Origin of the sequence: Nocardiopsis deserti, from assembly GCF_008638355.1 — a bacterium.
Classification (GTDB): Bacteria; Actinomycetota; Actinomycetes; order Streptosporangiales; family Streptosporangiaceae; genus Nocardiopsis; species Nocardiopsis alborubida.
The window spans coordinates 215,294-232,854 of record NZ_ML703349.1 but is presented as its reverse complement, the minus strand read 5'-3'; the positions used below and the strand labels follow the sequence as shown (position 1 = coordinate 232,854).

Genomic DNA, 17,561 nt, shown 5'->3' with positions numbered 1-17,561 from the left:
GTGGAATCGGCCCATCGTGATCTCCTCCTTCGAGAGCTTTTGATGCGACTGCTGTCGCGTTAAGCGAGTATGGCACAGGGAGGACAACAAATGCAACTAGAGTTGCGTTATGACCTCTGACACAGGAGCCCCTGGCGGCGCCAGACCCGGCGGCCGCACCGCACGCAACACCGCCGCCGTACTCCAGGCCACCCTCGACGAGCTGGGCGAACACGGCTACGCCGGACTCACCGCCGAACGCGTCGCCACCCGCTCCGGAGTGCACAAGGCCACCGTCTACCGCCGCTGGGGAGGGGTGGACGGGCTCCTGTCCGCGGCTCTGGAGTGGTCCACCACCCGCGACTGGGAACCCGAGCGCACCGGCTCCCTGCGCACCGACCTGCGGGCCCTCAACGCGACCGTGCTGCACGGCTTCACCGAGGCCTCCGAGGGCGCGGTGTCCGCGGCCTCCGTCGCGGCCGCCTTCGCCTCCTCACGCGTGGCCGGGGCGCTGCGCGTGTTCATGGCCGACCGCCACGCGCGCGCCGCCGTCCTGGTGACGGAGGCCATCGCCCGGGGCGAGGCCCCCGAGGGCACCGACGCCGAGGAGGTGGTGCGCTCGGCGGTCGCGCCGGTCTACTACCGCCTCTTCGTCAGCCGCGAGCCCGTCACGCCCGCCGACCTGGAGCTGGCCGCACGGATCGCCGCCGAGGCCGCCGCCCGGGGCGCCTTCGTCCGCGCGCCCTGAACACGGCGCCGCCCAGGCCCCGCGCCCCGGCCCGAACGCGGGAAAGCGCGCCGCCGCCCGGGACGCCTCCGCCCGTACACCCTGAACCCGGTCCGGACGCGGAGCCGCCCGGGGCAGGCTCCGCACCCGGGCCGGACAGGGAGGAGAGCACGCCGCCGCCCGTGGTCCCGCGCTCCCCCTGGCACCTCACCCGCCCTTGCGCGCCGTTTCCGTACACCGTACTGTACGCCTTACGGAAACCAGGATCCCCCAGTGGACAGATGGAGAGCCATGACCTTCCTCGTCGCCGGAGCCACCGGCAACGTCGGCCGCCACGTCGTCGGACAGCTGCTCGGCGCCGGGCACCCCGTACGCGCGCTGACCCGCTTTCCCGAACGGGCCCGCCTGCCCGAGGGCGCGCGGGTCGTCGGCGGCGACCTCACCGACCCGGACGGCCTCGCCCCGCACCTCGAAGGGGTCACGGGGCTGCACCTGATCACGTTCGGCGGGGACGACCACAGCCCCCTCACCTCGGCGCCGCGCCTGGTCGAGCTCGCTGAGAAGGCGGGCGTGCGCAGGGTGTCGGTGCTGTGCGACTTCTACCCGGGCCCGGTGGAGGAGGCCCTGGCCGCGAGCGGCCTGGTCTGGACCCTGCTCCACCCGGTCGAGTTCATGGCCAACACCCTGGACTGGGCCGACTCCGTGCGTGCGGAGGGCGTGGTCCGCGAGGCGCGCACCGCGCCCAGCGCCCTGGTCCACGAGGCCGACATCGCCTCCGTCGCGGTCACCGCCCTCACCGAGGACGGCCACGGCGGCCGCACCTACCCCCTCACCGGTCCCGAGGCGCTGACCCCGGCGGAGCGGGTGGCCGCGCTCTCGCGCGGGATCGGCCGTGAGGTCGGACTGGTCCGCCTCACCCTGGAGGAGGAGGCCGAGCGGCTGCGCGCCCTGGGCCACGACGAGGAGTACGTGGGCTTCGGTCTCCAGCTGGTCACCGACCCGCCCGAGGTCGGCACCCGGGTCCAGGACACCGTCGAGAGGGTCACCGGCAGGCCCGCGCGCACCTTCGCCGGGTGGGTCGGGGAGAACGCGGACGCCTTCCGCCCGCGGACCTGACCCGCGGACCGAGGCGTCCTGCCGGGGCGCTCCCTCCGGCCGGACGCGTCCCGGTCTCCCGACGTCCCCGCGTCCCGGCCTCTCCGCCTCCCGGTCTCCCGATGCCCCGACGACGCGGTACAGCGGGGCGTGTGCCCGTGGAACACGCCCTAGACTGGCCGGACACCGGACCGAGAGCAGGACGGCCGATGCCCACGCAGTACACCAAGAGCGGCGACCCCGCACGCAGCCTCGCGCTGCTGTGGCGGACCCAGGAGCCCGTCAGCCGCCGGAACAAACCGGACCTGAGCGTGGACCGGATCGTGGCCGTGGCCTCGGAGATGGCCGACACCGACGGGCTCGCCGCGCTGTCCATGCGCAAGGTCGCCGAACGCCTGGGCGTGGGGACCATGTCCCTGTACACCTACGTTCCCGGCAAGGGCGAGCTGGTCGACCTCATGCTCGACGCCGCCTACGCCGACATGTACGCGGACGGCGAGCGTCCCGGGCACTGGCGCGAGCGGCTGAGCGCGGTCGCGTACGCGAACTGGCGGCTGCTCCTGCGCCACCCGTGGATGCTCCAGACCCCGCGGGGCCGCCTGCTGGGCCCCCACCTCATCGCCAAGTACGAGTACGAGCTGTCCGCCGTGGACGGCCTGGGCCTGTCCGACGTCGAGATGGACTCCACGGTCAGCCTGGTCAACAGCTACGCGGAGGGCGCCGCCAGCCAGGCCGCGGCGGTCAGCGAGACCGAACAGGCCACGGGGATGACGGACGGCCAGTGGTGGAGCACACACGGACCGCTGCTCGCGGCGTTCACACGGGACAGCGACTACCCGCTCGCCTCCCGGGTGGGCAGCACGGTGGGCAGGGAGCACAGGACGGTCTACTCGTCCGACCACGAGTTCGCGTTCGGCCTCGAACGCGTCCTGGACGGCGTCCGGGTCCTGGTGGACTCCCGCTCCGACCGGGGCGTCGAGGAGTCCTGAGGGCCGGAGCCCCGGGGCAGGGGGATCACGCGGTGGCCCTCCACCGGCACCGCGCTTCTCGTCGGCCGACGCTCCGGCGACGGGCGCCGGTCGCGTCTAGAGCACCGCGTCCCTGCTCCGGACGGGGACGAGCCCGCTCCGGAAGGCCCAGACCACCAGCTGGACGCGGTTGCGCAGCCCCCGTTTGGCCAGGACGCTGGACACGTGTGACTTGATGGTCGTCTCGGACAGGCCGAGGACTCCGGCGATCTCGGCGTTGCTGGCGCCGGTGGCGACCAGCCCGACCACGTCCTTCTCCCGGTCGGTGAACTGCTCCTTCCAGCACGAGTCCGGGTCGTCGCCCGTCCCGACGCACACCGCAGCCTCGTAGCGGACGAACTCCTCCACGACCGTGCCGACCACGGCCGGGTCGAGCACGGTGTGCCCCTCCCTCAGCGAGCGCACGGCGTCGGTGATGACGGACATGTCGCTGCCGGTGAGGATGTAGCCGCAGGCGCCGGCCCGCAGGCAGTTGACGAGGTTGTCCCTCTCGTTGGGCACCGCCAGGGCGAGGACGCGGACGCGGGGGTCCTCCAGCTCGGCGAGCTCGCGGACCACCTCGTTCCCCCTCTCCCCGAGCGCCACCATGTCGACGACGGCCACGTCGGGACGGAGCTGTCGCGCCCTGACCACCGCCCCTCGCAGGTCGCCGGTCGTTCCGACCACCTTGATGTCATCCGTCGCTTCGAAGGCCGTGCACAGTCCCAGCCTCACTACGTCTTGGTCACCGATAATCAGTACGCGGGTAATCAGTGGACCTGTCCCCTTTTCGTGCGAAACCTCCGGGGCGTGGGGGAGGGAGGCCCGGGGTTGTCCTGTGGAAAGAAGCCAGCCGTCCTTAAATCCCCGATCCCCTACGGACAAACCCTTCGCCCGTGGCCGCATGTGGCCACCGAGGAATAAATCCGAAAAAAACGGTCACTGCTCGTGTTCGCGAAACGTAGAGGTTTGAGCATCCCGGACGAAGCTTCATTTCCCTGCCCCGCCGACAATCGCGTCCGAGCAGGTCGCACCGCACCCGGCGGCTTCACTCCGGAACCATTCCCTTTTCCATAAGAGATCGCCCTGGGTATCGGCCAGGGGATTTCCCTCTTTTGGGGACCCCGTCCCTAAAGGCCGGTCCCTTCGCGCCCCCAGGTGACGGGAAGGGAGTGCACTCCGTAGACCGCGGAGGTGTCGCGCATACGAACGCTGTGCGGCGGGACGGCCAGGCGCAGGTCCGGTATCCGCCGGAACAGCGTGCCGTACCCCAGCCGCAGCTCCGTCCGGGCCAACTGGTGGCCCAGGCAGTGGTGCGCGCCCAGGCCGAAGGCCAGGTGCATGGGGCGCTCCCGCCCCGGGTCGAGCACGTCGGGCCCGGGGAAGGCCCGCGGGTCGCGGTTGGCGGCGGACAGGGAGACCACGACCGCCTCCCCTGCGCGGACGCGCTCCCCGCGCACCTCCAGGTCCTCGCGGGCCACCCGCATCGCCCCGAACTGCATGATCGTCAGGTAGCGCAGCAGCTCGTCCACCAGCCGCGTCATCCGCCGCGGGTCGGGGTCGGTGAGCGCCCCGCGCCACGGTCCGGGGTGGGTGAGCAGCGCGAACGCGCCCAGGGCGAGCATGCTCGCCGTCGTCTCGTGCCCGGCGACCAGCAGCAGGAAGGCCATCGCGGCGACCTCCTCGTCCGTCAGGTCCGGGGCGTCCAGCAACCCGCTGAGCAGGTCCTCCCCAGGTTCGCGGCGCTTGCGGCGCACCAGGTCGGCCAGGAAGGCGTTGAGGTCGGCGAGCGCCGCCGAGACCCGTTCCCGGGGCTGGCCCACGTCGAAGGCGACCGCCGTGTCGCGCTGGAACCGCCCGCGCTCCCCGTAGGGCACGCCGAGCAGCTCGCAGATGACCAGCGACGGCAGGGGCAGGGCGTAGTCGGCCACCAGGTCGGCGGGCGCGCCCTCCGAGAGCATGCGCTCCACGTGCTCCTCGGCGATCTCCCCGACGCGCGACTCCAGCAGGAGCATGCGCCGCCGGGTGAACTGCCCGGCCAGGCGCCTGCGGTAACGGGTGTGCTCGGGCGCGTCCATCCGCACGAAGAAGCCGGGCGCCGCGGGAGGCGCCGGAGCCTGCCCCCGCGGCGGGACCCGGATGTCCTGGCGCGCGCTGAACCGCGGGTCCACCAGGACGTCGCAGGCCAGCTCGTAGTCGGTCACGAGCCATCCCTCCGTCCCGTCGGGCAGGGCCAGCCGGGTGATCGGCGACCTCTCCCGCAGTTCGGCGAAACGGGGCGGCGGGTCCAGGGCGTGCTCACGTGCGGTGGGCAGGCTCACGGGGCACGCCGACGGTGTCGGGGCGTCGGCCATGGACGTGCTCCTCTCGTCGCGGGGCTCGCGCTCACGGACGCGCGGACGCCCCGGCGTGGGCGGCGGCCATCGCGGTGACCAGGGTGGTGTGGTAGCAGGTGCGGAAGACGTAGGCGGTGGCCCGCTCCCCCGTGCGCCCGGCCAGGACCGCGGCGTCGAAGGGCGGCCCGGGCAGGGAGCCGTCGGGCCGCTGGGCCGCGGCCAGCCGGTCCCAGGCCAGCCGTTCCAGCGCGGGAGGCCCCCCGCCGACGATGCGCGCGCACAGGAGCAGTTCGGCGGCCAGGTCCAGGTGGCCCTCGTCCAGGTAGGCGCGCAGCAGGCCGTCGAGCACGCGCCCCATGCGCGCGGTGTCCCCCGGCAGCGGCCGGGCACCGAAGTCGGTGGCGTACAGGACGGCGTGGGTGACCCCGTAGGCGTCGTACTCGCCGGTGCCGCCCGCGTGCTCGGCCACGCAGGCGTCGTAGAGCGGCGCGGTGCCGGGCAGGTCCGCGGGGGCGGCGAGCCCGGCCAGGTCGAGGACGTGGCGCAGTTCCAGGGCGAGGACCGGCGAGGTCCCCGCGCCGGGGGGCCTCGGGGGGCGCCGCTCGGCCCGGGCGCGCGCGTCGGCGAGGGGCCCGTCGGCCGGATGGCCCAGGTCGGCGAGCAGGGCCGCCGTCCACAGCCGGTAGGGCGGGTTCTCGGCGTCCCCGCCGGGACCGGTCGCGGCGACCGCGTCCCGGGCCAGCTCCGCGGCGGCGCGCTCCAGCCCGGCGGCTCCGGACGGGACCTGTTCCGACCTGCGCAGGAGGCGGCAGAGCATGAGCAGTTCCATGACGGTGGCCCCGGCGAAGTCGCGCGGCGGGAAGTGGTCGTCCCAGCGCGGTCCGAACCACTCCGCGTGGTCGGTGAGCCAGGCGAGGGCCGCGTCCAGGACGCCGGAGGCGGTGCTCCCGTCCGTCCGGGCCGTCGTGCCCGTCCCGCCGGTGGCGGCCATCGGTCCTCCCCCCGTCGTGTGCCGGGCGGGCCCCGGCGGCTTCCTCTTCCCTGCCGACGCTCCCGACCCTAGGTCGGCCCTCCTCACGGCGCTTCGGCCCGGAGGAGGAAATACGCGCCCCTCCTGCGGACCGGCCCGGGCGGTCCCGGCGGTGGAGCCTCCTCCTTGAGGAGGAGGATGCGCGAGAATGTCCGGGAATCGCGCTGGGAAGGGCGTCGCGAAGCGGTGTGAGGCCCCGGGTGGGGTTGTTAGCTGTTGGATCGGGAAGCCACTCAAACGCACACGAGGGCACAGGAGTGATCCTGTGCTGCTGTCGGAAAGCGGTGTGTAGCTGTGTGCCCCTAGCCCTGTGAATGAACCGTCGGAGAAAACCCGCCCGAGAAGTTCGCTGATTCTCCGGACAGGCGCCCCCGGTTCTGGCTACGGTCATCTCGAACACAGCGACGAAACCGGCAGGATCGGGAGGTGGGAAGAGATGGCAGGTACCGGCACGCGGCGGCGGTGGCTGACTGGGAGGCGGGTCGGGTCCATGTGGTGCGTGGCGGCAAGCGGTTGCTCAACACCCGCCACCACCTGGACCGGGCACAGCTGAGCGAGACCGCGTGGCGGGCCCGGTGGGAGGCCGCACGCTCCTTCCTCCAAGCTGATGGTGAGTCCGGCAAACGGTACGGCAACGAGACGATCCGTATCACCCCCGACGGTCAGGTCTCGATCAGGCTGCCCGCCCCACTGGCGCACCTGGCCAACGCCGCGCACGGTCGGTACGTGCTCTCCTACCGGATGGCCTTCGCCCACCGGGGCACCGAGTGGGCCGACCGGGTCGAGGCCGACAGGGCGGTGGCCTACCGCATCCACCTGGATACCGGCCGAGGCCCTGGCCAGGGACGCTGGTATGTGACCGCGTCCTGGACGCCCACTCCTGTCCCACAGGTGCCGTGGGAGACGGCGCTGGCCCGCGGGGTGGTCGGGGTGGACGCCAACGCCGGCCACCTTGCCGCCTGGCGGCTCGACACCCACGGCAACCCGGTCGGGAACCCGCGCCGGTTCGCCTTCGACCTGTCCGGGAACTCCCAGCATCGGGATGCGCAAGTGCGCCACGCCCTGTCCCGGCTGCTGCGCTGGGCCACCGCAAGCGGCGTGAAGGCCATCGCGGTCGAGGACCTGGACTTCGCCAGCGAGAAGTCTCGGGAGAAACACGGACGACGGAAACGCCTCCGGCAGTTGATCAGTGGTTTCCCCACCACATGGCTCCGGGCCCGGCTGACCTCGATGGCCCACACCCTGGGGGTGGCGGTCATCGCCGTGGACCCCGCGTACACCTCCCGGTGGGGTGCCCAGCACTGGCAAAAACCCCTCACCACCAAACGTAGGAAGGTCTCCCGGCACGATGCGGCCAGCATCGCGGTCGGCAGGCGCGCCCAAGGCCACCCGGTCCGGCGACGGACGGCACCGCCCCCACACCACCAGGGTGATGGTGCGGGGCATCGGACCGCCCAGGCCGCACCAGGCAGTCACGGGCATGAGGGAAACCGCCCCCGCGAGCCCCGGACCACGGACGAGATCCGTCGGCGCCACACGCGGCAGGAACGCGGCGACCCAGCCCATCCAGAACCGTTCGGGATGGGTGCAGTGCCAGCGTGACCCCCGCGGTCACTTCTGATCACTGTTCAGGAACGGTAAGTTGGAGCCCGCGTTCACACAGAGCGACCATCGAGCGACACTGGAGTGAGGACGGTATGGGAGACATCGACCTGGCGCTGATCGGGGACCTGTACCGCAGGTACCGGGACCCCCTGGCGAAGGTCCGGGACGCGCAGCGCGAGTTCCTCCGGCGCACGCGCGGTCGGATGACGCCGCAGCTGGACGACCTGGAGGCGGAGATCACCTACCTGCTGCTGCGCGAGACGCGGCCGGACACGGTGATGGAGCTGGGGACCTTCCACGGCTGGTCCACCACGTGGATCCTGTCGGCGCTGCGCGACAACGGCGGGGGGACGCTGCACTCCTTCGACATCGTGGACAACGTGGTGGCGAACGTGCCCTCCGAGCTGTCCCTGGGCCGGTGGGAGTTCCACAAGGGCGACGTCCGCGAGAACATGTCCCAGGTCCCCGAGGGCATCGGGTACCTGTTCGTGGACGCCGCGCACAACGGCCGGTTCGCCAGGTGGTACCTGGAGGCGCTGTTCCCACGCGTGGCCCCGGGGACGCCGGTCAGCGTCCACGACGTCTTCCACGGCAAGCGGGCCCTGCCCTTCACCGAGGGCGCCGCGGTGCTGGCGTGGCTGCGCGAGAACGGCACGGACTTCTTCACCCCCTCCCGCAAGAAGGCACCCGCGCCCCACACCGCCCTCCTGGAGCTGCGGGAGGACCTGGGGCTGGGCGAGCCGGTGCGCACCAGCACCGACAACCCGATGATCTACTTCCGGATGCCGGAGCACCGGGACGCTCGGACCGGGAGCTGAGGCGCCCGCGCCGGTCGGGGCCGCGCGGCCGCGCCCACCGGTGACACCACGGAGCGGCGGGACGCCCGCGCCGGGCCCGACGCCGGACCGCGCGCACGGCGCCCCGGGGTGGCGAAACGCCCGCGCCGGTCGGGACCGCCCGGTCTCAGACCGGCACCGGCCCCGCCCCGCTGATCCGCCACAGGCGGGCGTAGGCGCCCCCCGAGGCCGACAGCTCCCCGTGCGTGCCCGTCTCCACCACCCGTCCGCCGTCGAGCACCGCGATCCGGTCCGCGCGGGCGGCCGTCACCAGGCTGTGGGTGACCACGAAGGTCGTCCTCCCCCGGGACAGGCGGTCCATCGCCGTCAGCACGGCGCGCTCGGTGCCCGGGTCCAGGCCCGCGGAGGGCTCGTCCAGCAGCAGGACGTCGGGGGCCACCAGCTGCGCCCGCGCCAGCGCGACGAGCTGGCGCTGCCCGGTGGACAGGCCCCGCCCGCGCTCGCCGACCGGATGGCGCATCCCCCGGGGCAGGGCGGCCACGGCGTCGAGGGCGCCGACCGCGCGCACGGCCTCCTCCACCTCGCGGTCGCTGGCTCCGGGACGTCCGTAGCGCACGTTGTCGGCGACGGTCCCGGTGAACAGGTGGGGTTCCTGCGGGACCACGCCGAGCCTGCGCCGGTGCTCGGCCGGGTCGAGGTCGCGCACGTCCGTCCCGTCCACCAGGACCGCGCCCCGGTCGGGGTCGTGGAAGCGGGCGATGAGCCTGACCACGGTGGACTTCCCGGCGCCGGTCTCGCCGACCAGCGCCACGGTCTCGCCCGGGTCGGCGGACAGGGTGACGTCGGCCAGGGCGGGCCCGCCCGCGCCGGGGTAGGTGAAGCCGACCCCCTCCAGGCGCACCCGGCCGCCGCCCCGCCGGACCGGTTCGGGGACCGCGCGCCGGGAGGCCGCGGCGGCGGGCGGCGTGTTCAGCAGGCCGCCGATGCGGTCCACGCCCACGCGCGCCTGCTGGTAGCTGTCGAAGACCACCGACAGCTGTTGGAAGGGGGCGTAGAACATCCCCAGGTACAGCAGGAACGCGGTCAGGACGCCGACCGACAGGGTCCCCTCCGCCACCCGGTAGGCGCCCGCTCCGAGGACGGCGGCGGTGGACACGTCCCCGAGCAGGGTGACGAACGGGAAGTACAGCGCGATGTGGCGCTGGGCGGTCAGCCGGGTCCTGCGGTAGCGGTCCGACAGGGCGGCGAAGCGCTCGCTCGCGCCGTCCTCGGCCCCGGCCGCCTGGGACTCGCGGGCCCCCGCCACCTGTTCCTGGAGGTCGGCGTTGACCTCCCCGATCCGTTCCCGGGACAGGTGGTAGGCCAGCGACACGCACCGGCGGAAGTACAGGGTCGCGGCGAGCAGCACCGGCAGGACCGCCAGGGCGACCAGGGCCAGCCCCGGGTCCAGCACCAGCATCGCCACGACCATCCCCAGCACGGTGGCGCCGTTGACCACGACGATGGTCAGCCCGCTCTCCACGAACGTGGACAGCGCGGTGACGTCGGTGGTCATGCGGGTCATGGTTCCGCCGCCGCGCTCGCGCTCGTGGAAGTCCACGCCGAGCCGGTGCAGGTGCCGGAAGACGCGCAGGCGCAGGGCGTACAGGGCGCTCTCCCCGGTCCGGGTGACCACGCGGGGCTGGAGGGCCAGGACCCACCAGTTGACCGCCACCAGCGCCAGGGCCGCCGCGCCCACGGCCGCGACCACGCCCGCGTCGCCGGGTGCGACTCCGTGGTCCAGGCCCCAGCGCAGCACGACGGGCAGGGCGGTGGTGGCCAGGGCGTCGGCCAGGACCAGCAGGACGGCGAGCGCCAGCAGGGCCCGGACGGGCGCCAGCACCCGGCGGACGCCGAAGCGCGCTCCGGATTCCTCCGGCGGCGCGCGGTCCAGGCGCTCGGCGGGGCGGTCGTCGGCGGCGGGCAGCGCGGCCTCGTCGGGGTCGGTCGCCTCCGGCACCGGCTCGGGCCACAGGGAGGAACCGCCGGCGTCGGAGACCGCGGCCGGTTCCTCGACGTCGCCCCCGTCCCCGGCGCACAGTTCCACGAAGAGCGGGCAGCGCCGGGCGAGTTCCGCCTCGGTGCCCACGTCCACCACCCGGCCGCCGTCGAGCACGGCGACGCGGTCGGCGAGGGCGAGGGTGGACCTGTGGTGGGCCACGAGCAGGACGGTGCGGTCGGCGGTGACGTCGGCGAGCGTGGTGACCATGGCGGCCTCGGTGGCGGCGTCCACGGCCGAGGTGGCGTCGTCCAGCACCAGGACGCGGGGGTCCCCCAGGAGCGTGCGGGCCAGGGCCACGCGCTGGCGCTGGCCGCCGGACAGGGTCAGGCCGCGCTCGCCCACCGGGGTGTCGTAGCCGTCGGGGAGCGCGCGGACGAAGCCGTCGGCCCCGGCGGCGCGGGCCGCCGCGCGGACCTGCTCGCGGGTGGCGTGCGGGCGCCCGTACGCGATGTTGTCGGCGACCGAGCCGGAGAACAGGAACGGCTCCTCGAAGGCCACGCCGACCGTGGAGCGCAGCGAGCGCAGGCGCAGCGAGCGCACGTCCACCGCGCCGCCGGGAGGACCGATCCGCACGGCGCCGCCGGTGGTGTCGTAGAAGCGCGGCAGCAGCAGCGAGACCGTGGACTTGCCCGAACCGGAGGGGCCGACCAGCGCCAGGGTCTCGCCGGGGCGCACCCGCAGGGACAGCCCGTCGAGCACGGTGGAGTCGCGGGTGTAGCCGAACCGCACGCCGTCCAGCTCCACGCCGACCGGCCCCTCGGGCACGTCGGCGGCGTCGGGCGCGTCGGTGACGTCGGGGCGGGAGTCGGCGAGGTCGAACACGCGCAGGGCCGCGGGTCGCACCAGCTGGGCGCTCATGACCAGGTTGGACAGGGACGCCGACGGCGCGGTGAGGGTGACCATGTACCCGGAGAAGGCGACGAGGGCGCCCAGGGACACCTCCCCGCGCGCGACCAGCCACGCGCCCACCACCAGCACGGCGGCCTGGCCGAGGTAGGGCAGCACGCCGAGGGTGGCGCTGGGGGCCGCCTGCATGCGGGCCACGCGCATGCGCTCGCCGAACAGGCGGGCGGCGAGGTCGGCCAGGCGCCTGGTCTCGCGTTCCTCCTGTCCGAAGGCCTTGACGACGCGGACGCCGGTCACGGTCTCCTCGACGTGTTGGGCGATCTCGGCGGCGCGACGCTGCACGGCCATGGTCGCGGGCGGCATGCGCCCGCTGACGCGCGCCGTCACCACGACGAAGGAGACCACGACGGCCGCGGCCACGACGGTGAGCACGGGGGAGAGCCACAGCATCGCGGAGAAGGCGAACACGATGAGCACGAGGCCGCCCAGGGCCTGCGGCGCGGTGGCCAGCAGTCCCTGGACCAGTTGCAGGTCGATGTTGGCGCGCGACATGACCTGGCCGGTGCGCAGGGTGTCCTGTTTGCCGCCGTCGAGCCGCTGGACCGAGTCGAACACGGCTGTTCGCAGGTCGTGCTGGACGCCCAGGGCGAGTTTGCCGGACAGGAACTGGCGGGCGAACGCCCCGGCGAACTGGAGCGCGGCGGCCCCCAGCAGGGTGAGGGCGAGCACGCCGATCCGGTCCGTGCGCCCCTGGACGGCGTCGTCCACGGCGATCTGGGCGGCCAGCGGCGCCAGCGCGGCCAGCCCGGTCCCCAGGACGGCCGCCGCGGCCACCCCCGCGGCCAGCGCCGGGTGGCGGCGGCAGGCGGACAGCAGTCGCAGGACCCAGTGGCGGCCCCGGGCGGCGGGCGCTTCGGTCGGCGGGGAGCCGGGCATCAGACCTCCGGTGTGACGGGGCGCGCCAGGACGAGCTGCTCCCACGCGGGCCGCGTCCCGGTGGCCGCGTACAGCAGTGCCAGGGCCACGCCCGCGTCCCCTTCGAGGAAGGAGGCGTCGCGGATCATCCCGGCGGGGTTGAAGTAGGTCAGCGGTCCCTCGCCGCGCCGCTCGGCGAGCCAGCCGGTCCAGCGCCGGACGCACTCCAGCCCCTCGGGCAGGCCGTGGTCGTCGTGGGCGCGTCGGCCGAACCAGACCAGTCCGGCGGCGCCGTGGCAGACGCACCCGTCCGTGATCCCGCAGTCCCGCTCGGGCCGGGTGGCGACCGCCAGGGCGGTGGCGCGGGCCAGGGCGGCGTCGCGCGGGTCGCCGGTGACCCCGGCGGCCGCGGTCAGGGCCAGGGCGATGCCCGGGTCCCCCGAGCACCAGGTGGCGCGGGCGGGCGTGTAGCGCGTCTCGACGCGGTGCGGGAAGACGGCGTGGGAGAAGTCGCCGCGCTGGGCCCGCAGCCAGCGCACGGAGCCGTCGAGCAGCGGGCGTGCGCGCGGGGCGGCGGCCGTCCCGGAGGCCGAGGCGAGGTAGGACACCAGGCCCGCGGTGCCGTGGGCGGCGCCGAGCACCCGGCAGCGCGCGGACTGGTCGGCGCGGCGCGCCGGGGAGTCGCCCAGGCGCAGGAAGAGGCCGTCGCCGTCGCGTTCGACGCGGTCCTCGACCACGTCCAGGACGCCGGAGGTGGCCTTGTCGCGGAACCCGGCGTCGGGGTGGGCCAGGGCGTACGCGCCCAGGCCCAGCACGCCCATGGGCAGGTCGACCTCGCCCTCGGCGGGGTAGTCGGCGATCCACCGCAGGACGGCGTCGTCCACGGCGCCGAGCCCGGACGGTTCGGTGCCGCGCGCCCGGGCGAGCCGGAGCGCGGTCCACCCGGCCTGGGCGGCGCCCCGGTAGAGCCAGGGGCCGGTGCCGCCGCCGGAGCGCAGCAGGCCCATCGCCTCGTGGAAGGCGTCCTCCGCGCCGTGGTCCTCGCCGAGGGCGCGGGCGAACTCCATCCGGGCCACGGCCTGGTCCAGCAGCAGCGGGAAGGTGGGGGCCTCGCGCACCTGGTCGTCCATGTCGGCCAGGAACCGCCGCGCCAGGTCCAGCGTGTCAGCGTCGTTCATCGCTTCCTGCCCTCCAGTGCGTACAGGCGGCGCAGGTGGCGCCGGGCGAGTTCGTGCGCCAGGTACTCCATGCGCACCGCGTCGAAGGCGAAGGTCCGGTTCAGGTGCAGGTGCAGCGCCGACCCGAACACCGACCACCGGCCGCGGGTTCCGGTTCCGGGAGCCAGCGCGGCGGCCAGCGCGCCCAGGGCCTTGGCCACGTCCTCGTCGGGGCGGGCCCCCTCCAGGTGGGCGCGCAGGGCGGCCTCGTGCGCGCGGACGAACTTGCCGAGGCGGTTGCCCTCGCGGGTGGGGGCCACGTCCAGGCCGCCCTGGCAAGCGCGCAGGAACTCCTCGCGTTCGTCGAAGGCGTCGAACAGCTCGGTGCACCAGTGGGTGACGTCGGCGACCGCCTGGTAGAGGCGGTCGGACTCGTCGGCCAGGTCCGGCAGCGCGGCGGCGACGCGGTCGCTGGAGGCGGTGAACAGCCCCTCGGCCGCCCGCAGGCCCTCGGTGCCGCCGTAGCGCGCCACCTCGGGCACGTACTCGTCCAGGACGACCCTGCTGACCAGGCCCCCGGCGGCCAGCCGGGCTCCGAGGGCGTCCACGGCGGTCAGCACGCCGGGCCGCGCGGCGGGTTCGGCCGGGCGGACGCGCACCCGCACGTGGTAGCCGTCCCCGTCCTGGTAGCGGAGGAAGAACCACTGGTCGGCCTCGCCCGCGGCGCGCAGGTCCGAGGCCAGCCGGTGGGCGCGCGACACCACCTGGTCGGCGGCGGCGTGCCCGCAGTACAGGCGGGCGTACACCCAGGCCCGGCCGTGGCCGCGGTCCAGGGCGGCCGTCCCCGCGCCGGGGCCGGGCGGCTCGCGCAGGACGGGTCCGGTGGGCACGACCACCTCGGCGACGTGGCCCCCGCCGGGGCCGCGCACTGCGGGCGCCTCGGCCTGGGGCATCTCCACGAAGGCGGTGTCGCGGCCACCGGCGCGCGCCAGGGCGGCGCGCACCGAGGCGTCCTCGCGCAGGTCCACGGGGAGCACGTGGTCGTACTCGCCGGTGCCCACCCAGGTGCGCCCGCCCAGGCCGGGCAGGCGGTCGCGCAGTTCGGCGGCCGGGGAGGGCGCGGACAGGACCGCGGCGACGTCCCCGGGGCGCAGCAGCCAGCGCTCGGGGGTGACCACGACCCGGCCGCAGGTGACGCGCGGCAGGTGGGGCAGACGGGCCAGCGGCCCCCACGACCAGCCCGCTCCCCCGGAGGTGGCCAGGTGGCCCAGCACCGCGTAGACCGGGTCCAGGCCGTGGAAGTCGACGTTGTGGGCGGTGTTGAGCTCCACGAGGACGGGGCGGCCGGTGCGGGCGTCGCGCAGCCGGAAGCCGTCCGGGCGCAGCCGCAGGAGCAGGCGGTCCAGGTGCAGGGTGCCCGCGTGGGCGCCGGTCAGGGCGATGGTCTCGTCCAGCACGCGGGGGCGCACCAGGACGTTGCCGATGCGTCCGCCCGGGTGGTAGACGAGTTCGGCGTGGAGGGGGTCCTCCAGCGGGTCCCCCTCCGGGTCCGTTGTGCGGTACCGCTCGCGGGCGCGGTCGACCTGCTCCCGGACGCGGTCGGCGACGGCGGGGCGGTGGAGGCCGAACCGGGCCGCCAGGGCGTGGGGTGCGCGGCCCACCCCGCCGACGAGCATGCTGTGCGGTCCGTCGTGGGAGGCGGGGTCGGCGTCGCCGAGCAGGACGGCCAGCAGCGCGCGGGAGCCGTCGGTGTCGGCCTCGGGCAGGTGGGCGATGTCCACGGAGCCGCCGTCGAGGTGGCCGCCGTCGGCGGTCCAGCGCCCGAGCAGGTCGAGCAGCTGGGGGTTGGCGGTGGGTTCGTCGGGGCGGGAACCGGTGCGCAGGCCCGCCTTGGCCGCGAGCGCGGAGGCGCCGCGCTGGGCGGGCCGGAGCACGCCCGACTCCAGGTCCAGCGCGCTCAGCAGCGGCACCTCGGCGTCCTCGAAGCGCTGGGCGAAGGCGGCGCGGAAGGCCGCCATGTCGAAGCCGGGTCCGCCGCCGGGGGAGGCGAGGGCGGCGAGGCGGCGCACGGCGGCGCGCAGGTCGGCGACGGTGCGCCGGTCCAGGTGCGCGGCGCGCATGGCGAGTTCGGGGTGCAGGTCGAAGCGTTCGGCGTACCTGGTCGGGGCCAGGGCGGGCGCGTGGTCGGCGGCGCGGTCCCAGGCGGTGTCGAGCCGGTCGCGCAGCCCCGGTTCGAAGGGGCGCTCCCCGGCGGCGTCGGACAGCAGGACGCGCACGGCGGCGGCCCGGTCGCGGTCGCCGACGGCGTCCAGGAGGTGCACGGCCCGGTCGGCGGGCTCGGCTCCGGGGGCGATCAGTCCGTCGGAGGGCTGGAGCAGGCCCCTGTCGCGCAGTCCGCGCACGAAGGCGCGCAGGCGGTCGGGTTCCACTCCGGGCAGCCGCTCGGCGAGCGCGTCGGCGAGGTCGGCGGCGCTCATCTCGGCGCCGCCGAGGACCTCCACGGCGGTGTCGATGGCCTCGGTGCGCCGGACGCTCACCACCGCCGCGGTGGCGTCGCCCGGAGCGGCGAAGCGCACGGCGGAGGGTCCGACGCTGGCCAGGGGGTTGAGCCGCAGGGGGACGTGGTCGGGGTCGGCGGCGGCGAGGGCGTCGGCGACCGTCTCCTCCAGGGCGCGCACGTCCACGCGCACCCGTACGCGGTGCCGGTCGCGCCGGTCGACCTCCAGGTCGCGGCGGTCCCCGACGGACAGGGGCGCGGTTCCGGCGAACAGCCCGTAGGGGGTGGCCCGACCGCCCATGCGCGCGAGGTAGCGCAGCAGGGTGGCGCGGGCGCGCTCCTCGGACGCGGACGCGGCGCGCAGGTGGGGGTCGGCGGCCAGGTCGACGGCCATGGCGGCGACGGGGTCGTGGACGTCGCCCGCGGCGACCATGCGGGCGGACTCCTCGACGCTGAGCAGCGGAACGCGGACCAGCCCGAAGTCTGTGCCGCTCACCGGGCACCGCTCACCGTGGCGGCGGCGGTCCCGGCGGGGACGGCGCCACCGGGGGAGGCCGTGGCTTCGACGGGGGAGGCGGCGCGGCGGCGCACGGCGGCGAAGACCTCCTCCACGGCGCGCAGGTGGTCCTCGGGGTCGCTGGACAGCTCGGTGACGACCGCCTCGTCGGCACCGGTGATGGCCAGGACGCGGTGCACGGCGTCGGCGCACTGGTCGGCCGTACCCGCGCAGTTGACCCGCACGCCCTGGCGCAGGCTGTCGGCGCGCGCCGTGGCGGCGTCGTCGTTGGCGACCAGGGCCAGTGCCACGGCCGTGCGCCCGCCGGGGTGCGCCGCGCGGTAGGCCCTGAGCGTGCTGACGCAGGCGTCCACGTCGGTGTTGAAGAACAGGGCGTGGCAGTAGTGGGTGCCGGTCCTGGCCGCGATCTCGGCGGAGCGGTTCCCGGCGCCGTGCGACCAGAGCTGGAACCCGGTGTCCACCGGGTCGACCCACTCCGCGCTCCCGCGCAGGAGGGCGACGGTCGTGTCGATGACGGCGCCGACGTCCTCACCGCGTTCTCGAAGGTGGGCGAGGTCGTCGGCCGCTCCCCCGCTCACGTCGCCGCGGCCGAACCCGACGTCGAGGCGGTCGGGGCAAAAGTGCGCGGCGGCGGCGACGTCCTCGGCGGTCAGGTGGGGGTCGCGGATCCTGGACAGCGTGACGGCGGTGCCCACGCGCACGCGCCGGGTGTGGCTGCCCAGGACGGCGGCCAGCAGCAGCGGGTTGGTGCTGGGCACGCCGGAGGCGTGGTGCTCGGGCAGCCAGACGCGGCTGTAGCCCAACCGCTCGGCGAGCAGGGCCGAGGCGAAGGCGGTGTCGCGTTTGTCCCGGACGGGACGGCCCTCGGTCAGGTCGAGGTACTCCAGCAGGCCCAGCGGTGGCGCGGCGTCCAGCGGCGTCTCCTCGCGGTCCTGCGCTGTGTCGTCGTGCATGGGGGCTGCCTCCTCGGCCGGGTCCGCGCCCGCGACACCGCGCTCGCGGAAGGGGAAGG

Annotated in this window: 12 protein-coding genes; 5 read left to right on the top strand and 7 right to left on the bottom strand. The window is 75.0% G+C overall.

The window, feature by feature from the left end:
• Positions 1-109 precede the first annotated feature (109 nt).
• From FYW99_RS06150 to FYW99_RS06140, 3 genes are all read left to right on the top strand, one after another.
• Positions 110-727 (top strand): TetR/AcrR family transcriptional regulator, encoded by a 618-nt coding sequence (locus tag FYW99_RS06150; RefSeq protein WP_150250991.1) that lies wholly within the window; start codon positions 110-112, stop codon positions 725-727.
• 270 nt (positions 728-997) lie between these two features.
• The gene (locus tag FYW99_RS06145) at positions 998-1,822 is read left to right on the top strand and encodes an SDR family oxidoreductase (protein WP_150250990.1); all 825 of its coding nucleotides are present in this window, start codon (positions 998-1,000) and stop codon (positions 1,820-1,822) included.
• Between the two features lie 188 nt (positions 1,823-2,010).
• The gene (locus tag FYW99_RS06140) at positions 2,011-2,790 is read left to right on the top strand and encodes a TetR/AcrR family transcriptional regulator (RefSeq protein ID WP_150250989.1); all 780 of its coding nucleotides are present in this window, start codon (positions 2,011-2,013) and stop codon (positions 2,788-2,790) included.
• 96 nt (positions 2,791-2,886) lie between these two features.
• Here the strand turns inward: FYW99_RS06140 and FYW99_RS06135 are convergent, their stop codons facing one another.
• The 3 genes from FYW99_RS06135 to FYW99_RS06125 all read right to left on the bottom strand — a co-directional run bounded on the left by FYW99_RS06135 (position 2,887) and on the right by FYW99_RS06125 (position 6,135).
• Positions 2,887-3,543, bottom strand: coding sequence for a LuxR C-terminal-related transcriptional regulator (locus tag FYW99_RS06135; protein WP_394350333.1), 657 nt, complete (start codon positions 3,541-3,543; stop codon positions 2,887-2,889).
• A 395-nt stretch (positions 3,544-3,938) separates the two neighbouring features.
• The gene (locus FYW99_RS06130; RefSeq protein ID WP_150250988.1) at positions 3,939-5,162 is read right to left on the bottom strand and encodes a cytochrome P450; all 1,224 of its coding nucleotides are present in this window, start codon (positions 5,160-5,162) and stop codon (positions 3,939-3,941) included.
• Positions 5,163-5,193: 31 nt separating this feature from the next.
• Positions 5,194-6,135 (bottom strand): DUF6895 family protein, encoded by a 942-nt coding sequence (locus FYW99_RS06125; protein ID WP_150250987.1) that lies wholly within the window; start codon positions 6,133-6,135, stop codon positions 5,194-5,196.
• Positions 6,136-6,600: 465 nt separating this feature from the next.
• Between FYW99_RS06125 and FYW99_RS06120 the strand changes: the two genes are divergently transcribed.
• Positions 6,601-7,776 carry a hypothetical protein gene (locus FYW99_RS06120; RefSeq protein WP_223838781.1) on the top strand — a complete coding sequence of 392 codons (1,176 nt, stop codon included), beginning with the start codon at positions 6,601-6,603 and terminating at the stop codon, positions 7,774-7,776.
• Positions 7,777-7,871: 95 nt separating this feature from the next.
• Complete coding sequence (locus tag FYW99_RS06115) at positions 7,872-8,597, top strand: class I SAM-dependent methyltransferase (RefSeq protein WP_150250986.1); 726 nt, start codon at positions 7,872-7,874, stop codon at positions 8,595-8,597.
• 145 nt (positions 8,598-8,742) lie between these two features.
• Here the strand turns inward: FYW99_RS06115 and FYW99_RS06110 are convergent, their stop codons facing one another.
• From FYW99_RS06110 to FYW99_RS06095, 4 genes are read right to left on the bottom strand one after another with little or no spacing between them, the layout of a single operon-like run.
• Positions 8,743-12,399: an ABC transporter ATP-binding protein gene (locus tag FYW99_RS06110; protein ID WP_150250985.1), complete on the bottom strand. Its 3,657-nt coding sequence runs from the start codon at positions 12,397-12,399 to the stop codon at positions 8,743-8,745.
• Positions 12,399-13,556, bottom strand: coding sequence for a lanthionine synthetase C family protein (locus FYW99_RS06105; RefSeq protein WP_150250984.1), 1,158 nt, complete (start codon positions 13,554-13,556; stop codon positions 12,399-12,401). Before FYW99_RS06105 ends, FYW99_RS06110 begins: the two co-directional genes overlap by 1 nt.
• The gene (locus FYW99_RS06100; protein WP_150250983.1) at positions 13,553-16,528 is read right to left on the bottom strand and encodes a lantibiotic dehydratase; all 2,976 of its coding nucleotides are present in this window, start codon (positions 16,526-16,528) and stop codon (positions 13,553-13,555) included. The genes FYW99_RS06105 and FYW99_RS06100 overlap by 4 nt, the downstream gene beginning before the upstream one ends.
• On the bottom strand, positions 16,525-17,502 hold the full coding sequence (locus FYW99_RS06095) for an LLM class flavin-dependent oxidoreductase (RefSeq protein ID WP_223838780.1): 978 nt from the start codon (positions 17,500-17,502) through the stop codon (positions 16,525-16,527). The genes FYW99_RS06100 and FYW99_RS06095 overlap by 4 nt, the downstream gene beginning before the upstream one ends.
• Positions 17,503-17,561 lie beyond the last annotated feature (59 nt).

Coding starts and splice junctions, on each gene's coding strand:
- FYW99_RS06140 (WP_150250989.1), top strand. CDS start 2,011: ATGCCCACGCAGTACACCAAGAGCGGCGACCCCGCACGCAGCCTCGCG.
- FYW99_RS06150 (WP_150250991.1), top strand. CDS start 110: ATGACCTCTGACACAGGAGCCCCTGGCGGCGCCAGACCCGGCGGCCGC.
- FYW99_RS06145 (WP_150250990.1), top strand. CDS start 998: ATGACCTTCCTCGTCGCCGGAGCCACCGGCAACGTCGGCCGCCACGTC.
- FYW99_RS06115 (WP_150250986.1), top strand. CDS start 7,872: ATGGGAGACATCGACCTGGCGCTGATCGGGGACCTGTACCGCAGGTAC.
- FYW99_RS06105 (WP_150250984.1), bottom strand. CDS start 13,556: ATGAACGACGCTGACACGCTGGACCTGGCGCGGCGGTTCCTGGCCGAC.
- FYW99_RS06125 (WP_150250987.1), bottom strand. CDS start 6,135: ATGGCCGCCACCGGCGGGACGGGCACGACGGCCCGGACGGACGGGAGC.
- FYW99_RS06130 (WP_150250988.1), bottom strand. CDS start 5,162: ATGGCCGACGCCCCGACACCGTCGGCGTGCCCCGTGAGCCTGCCCACC.
- FYW99_RS06110 (WP_150250985.1), bottom strand. CDS start 12,399: ATGCCCGGCTCCCCGCCGACCGAAGCGCCCGCCGCCCGGGGCCGCCAC.
- FYW99_RS06095 (WP_223838780.1), bottom strand. CDS start 17,502: ATGCACGACGACACAGCGCAGGACCGCGAGGAGACGCCGCTGGACGCC.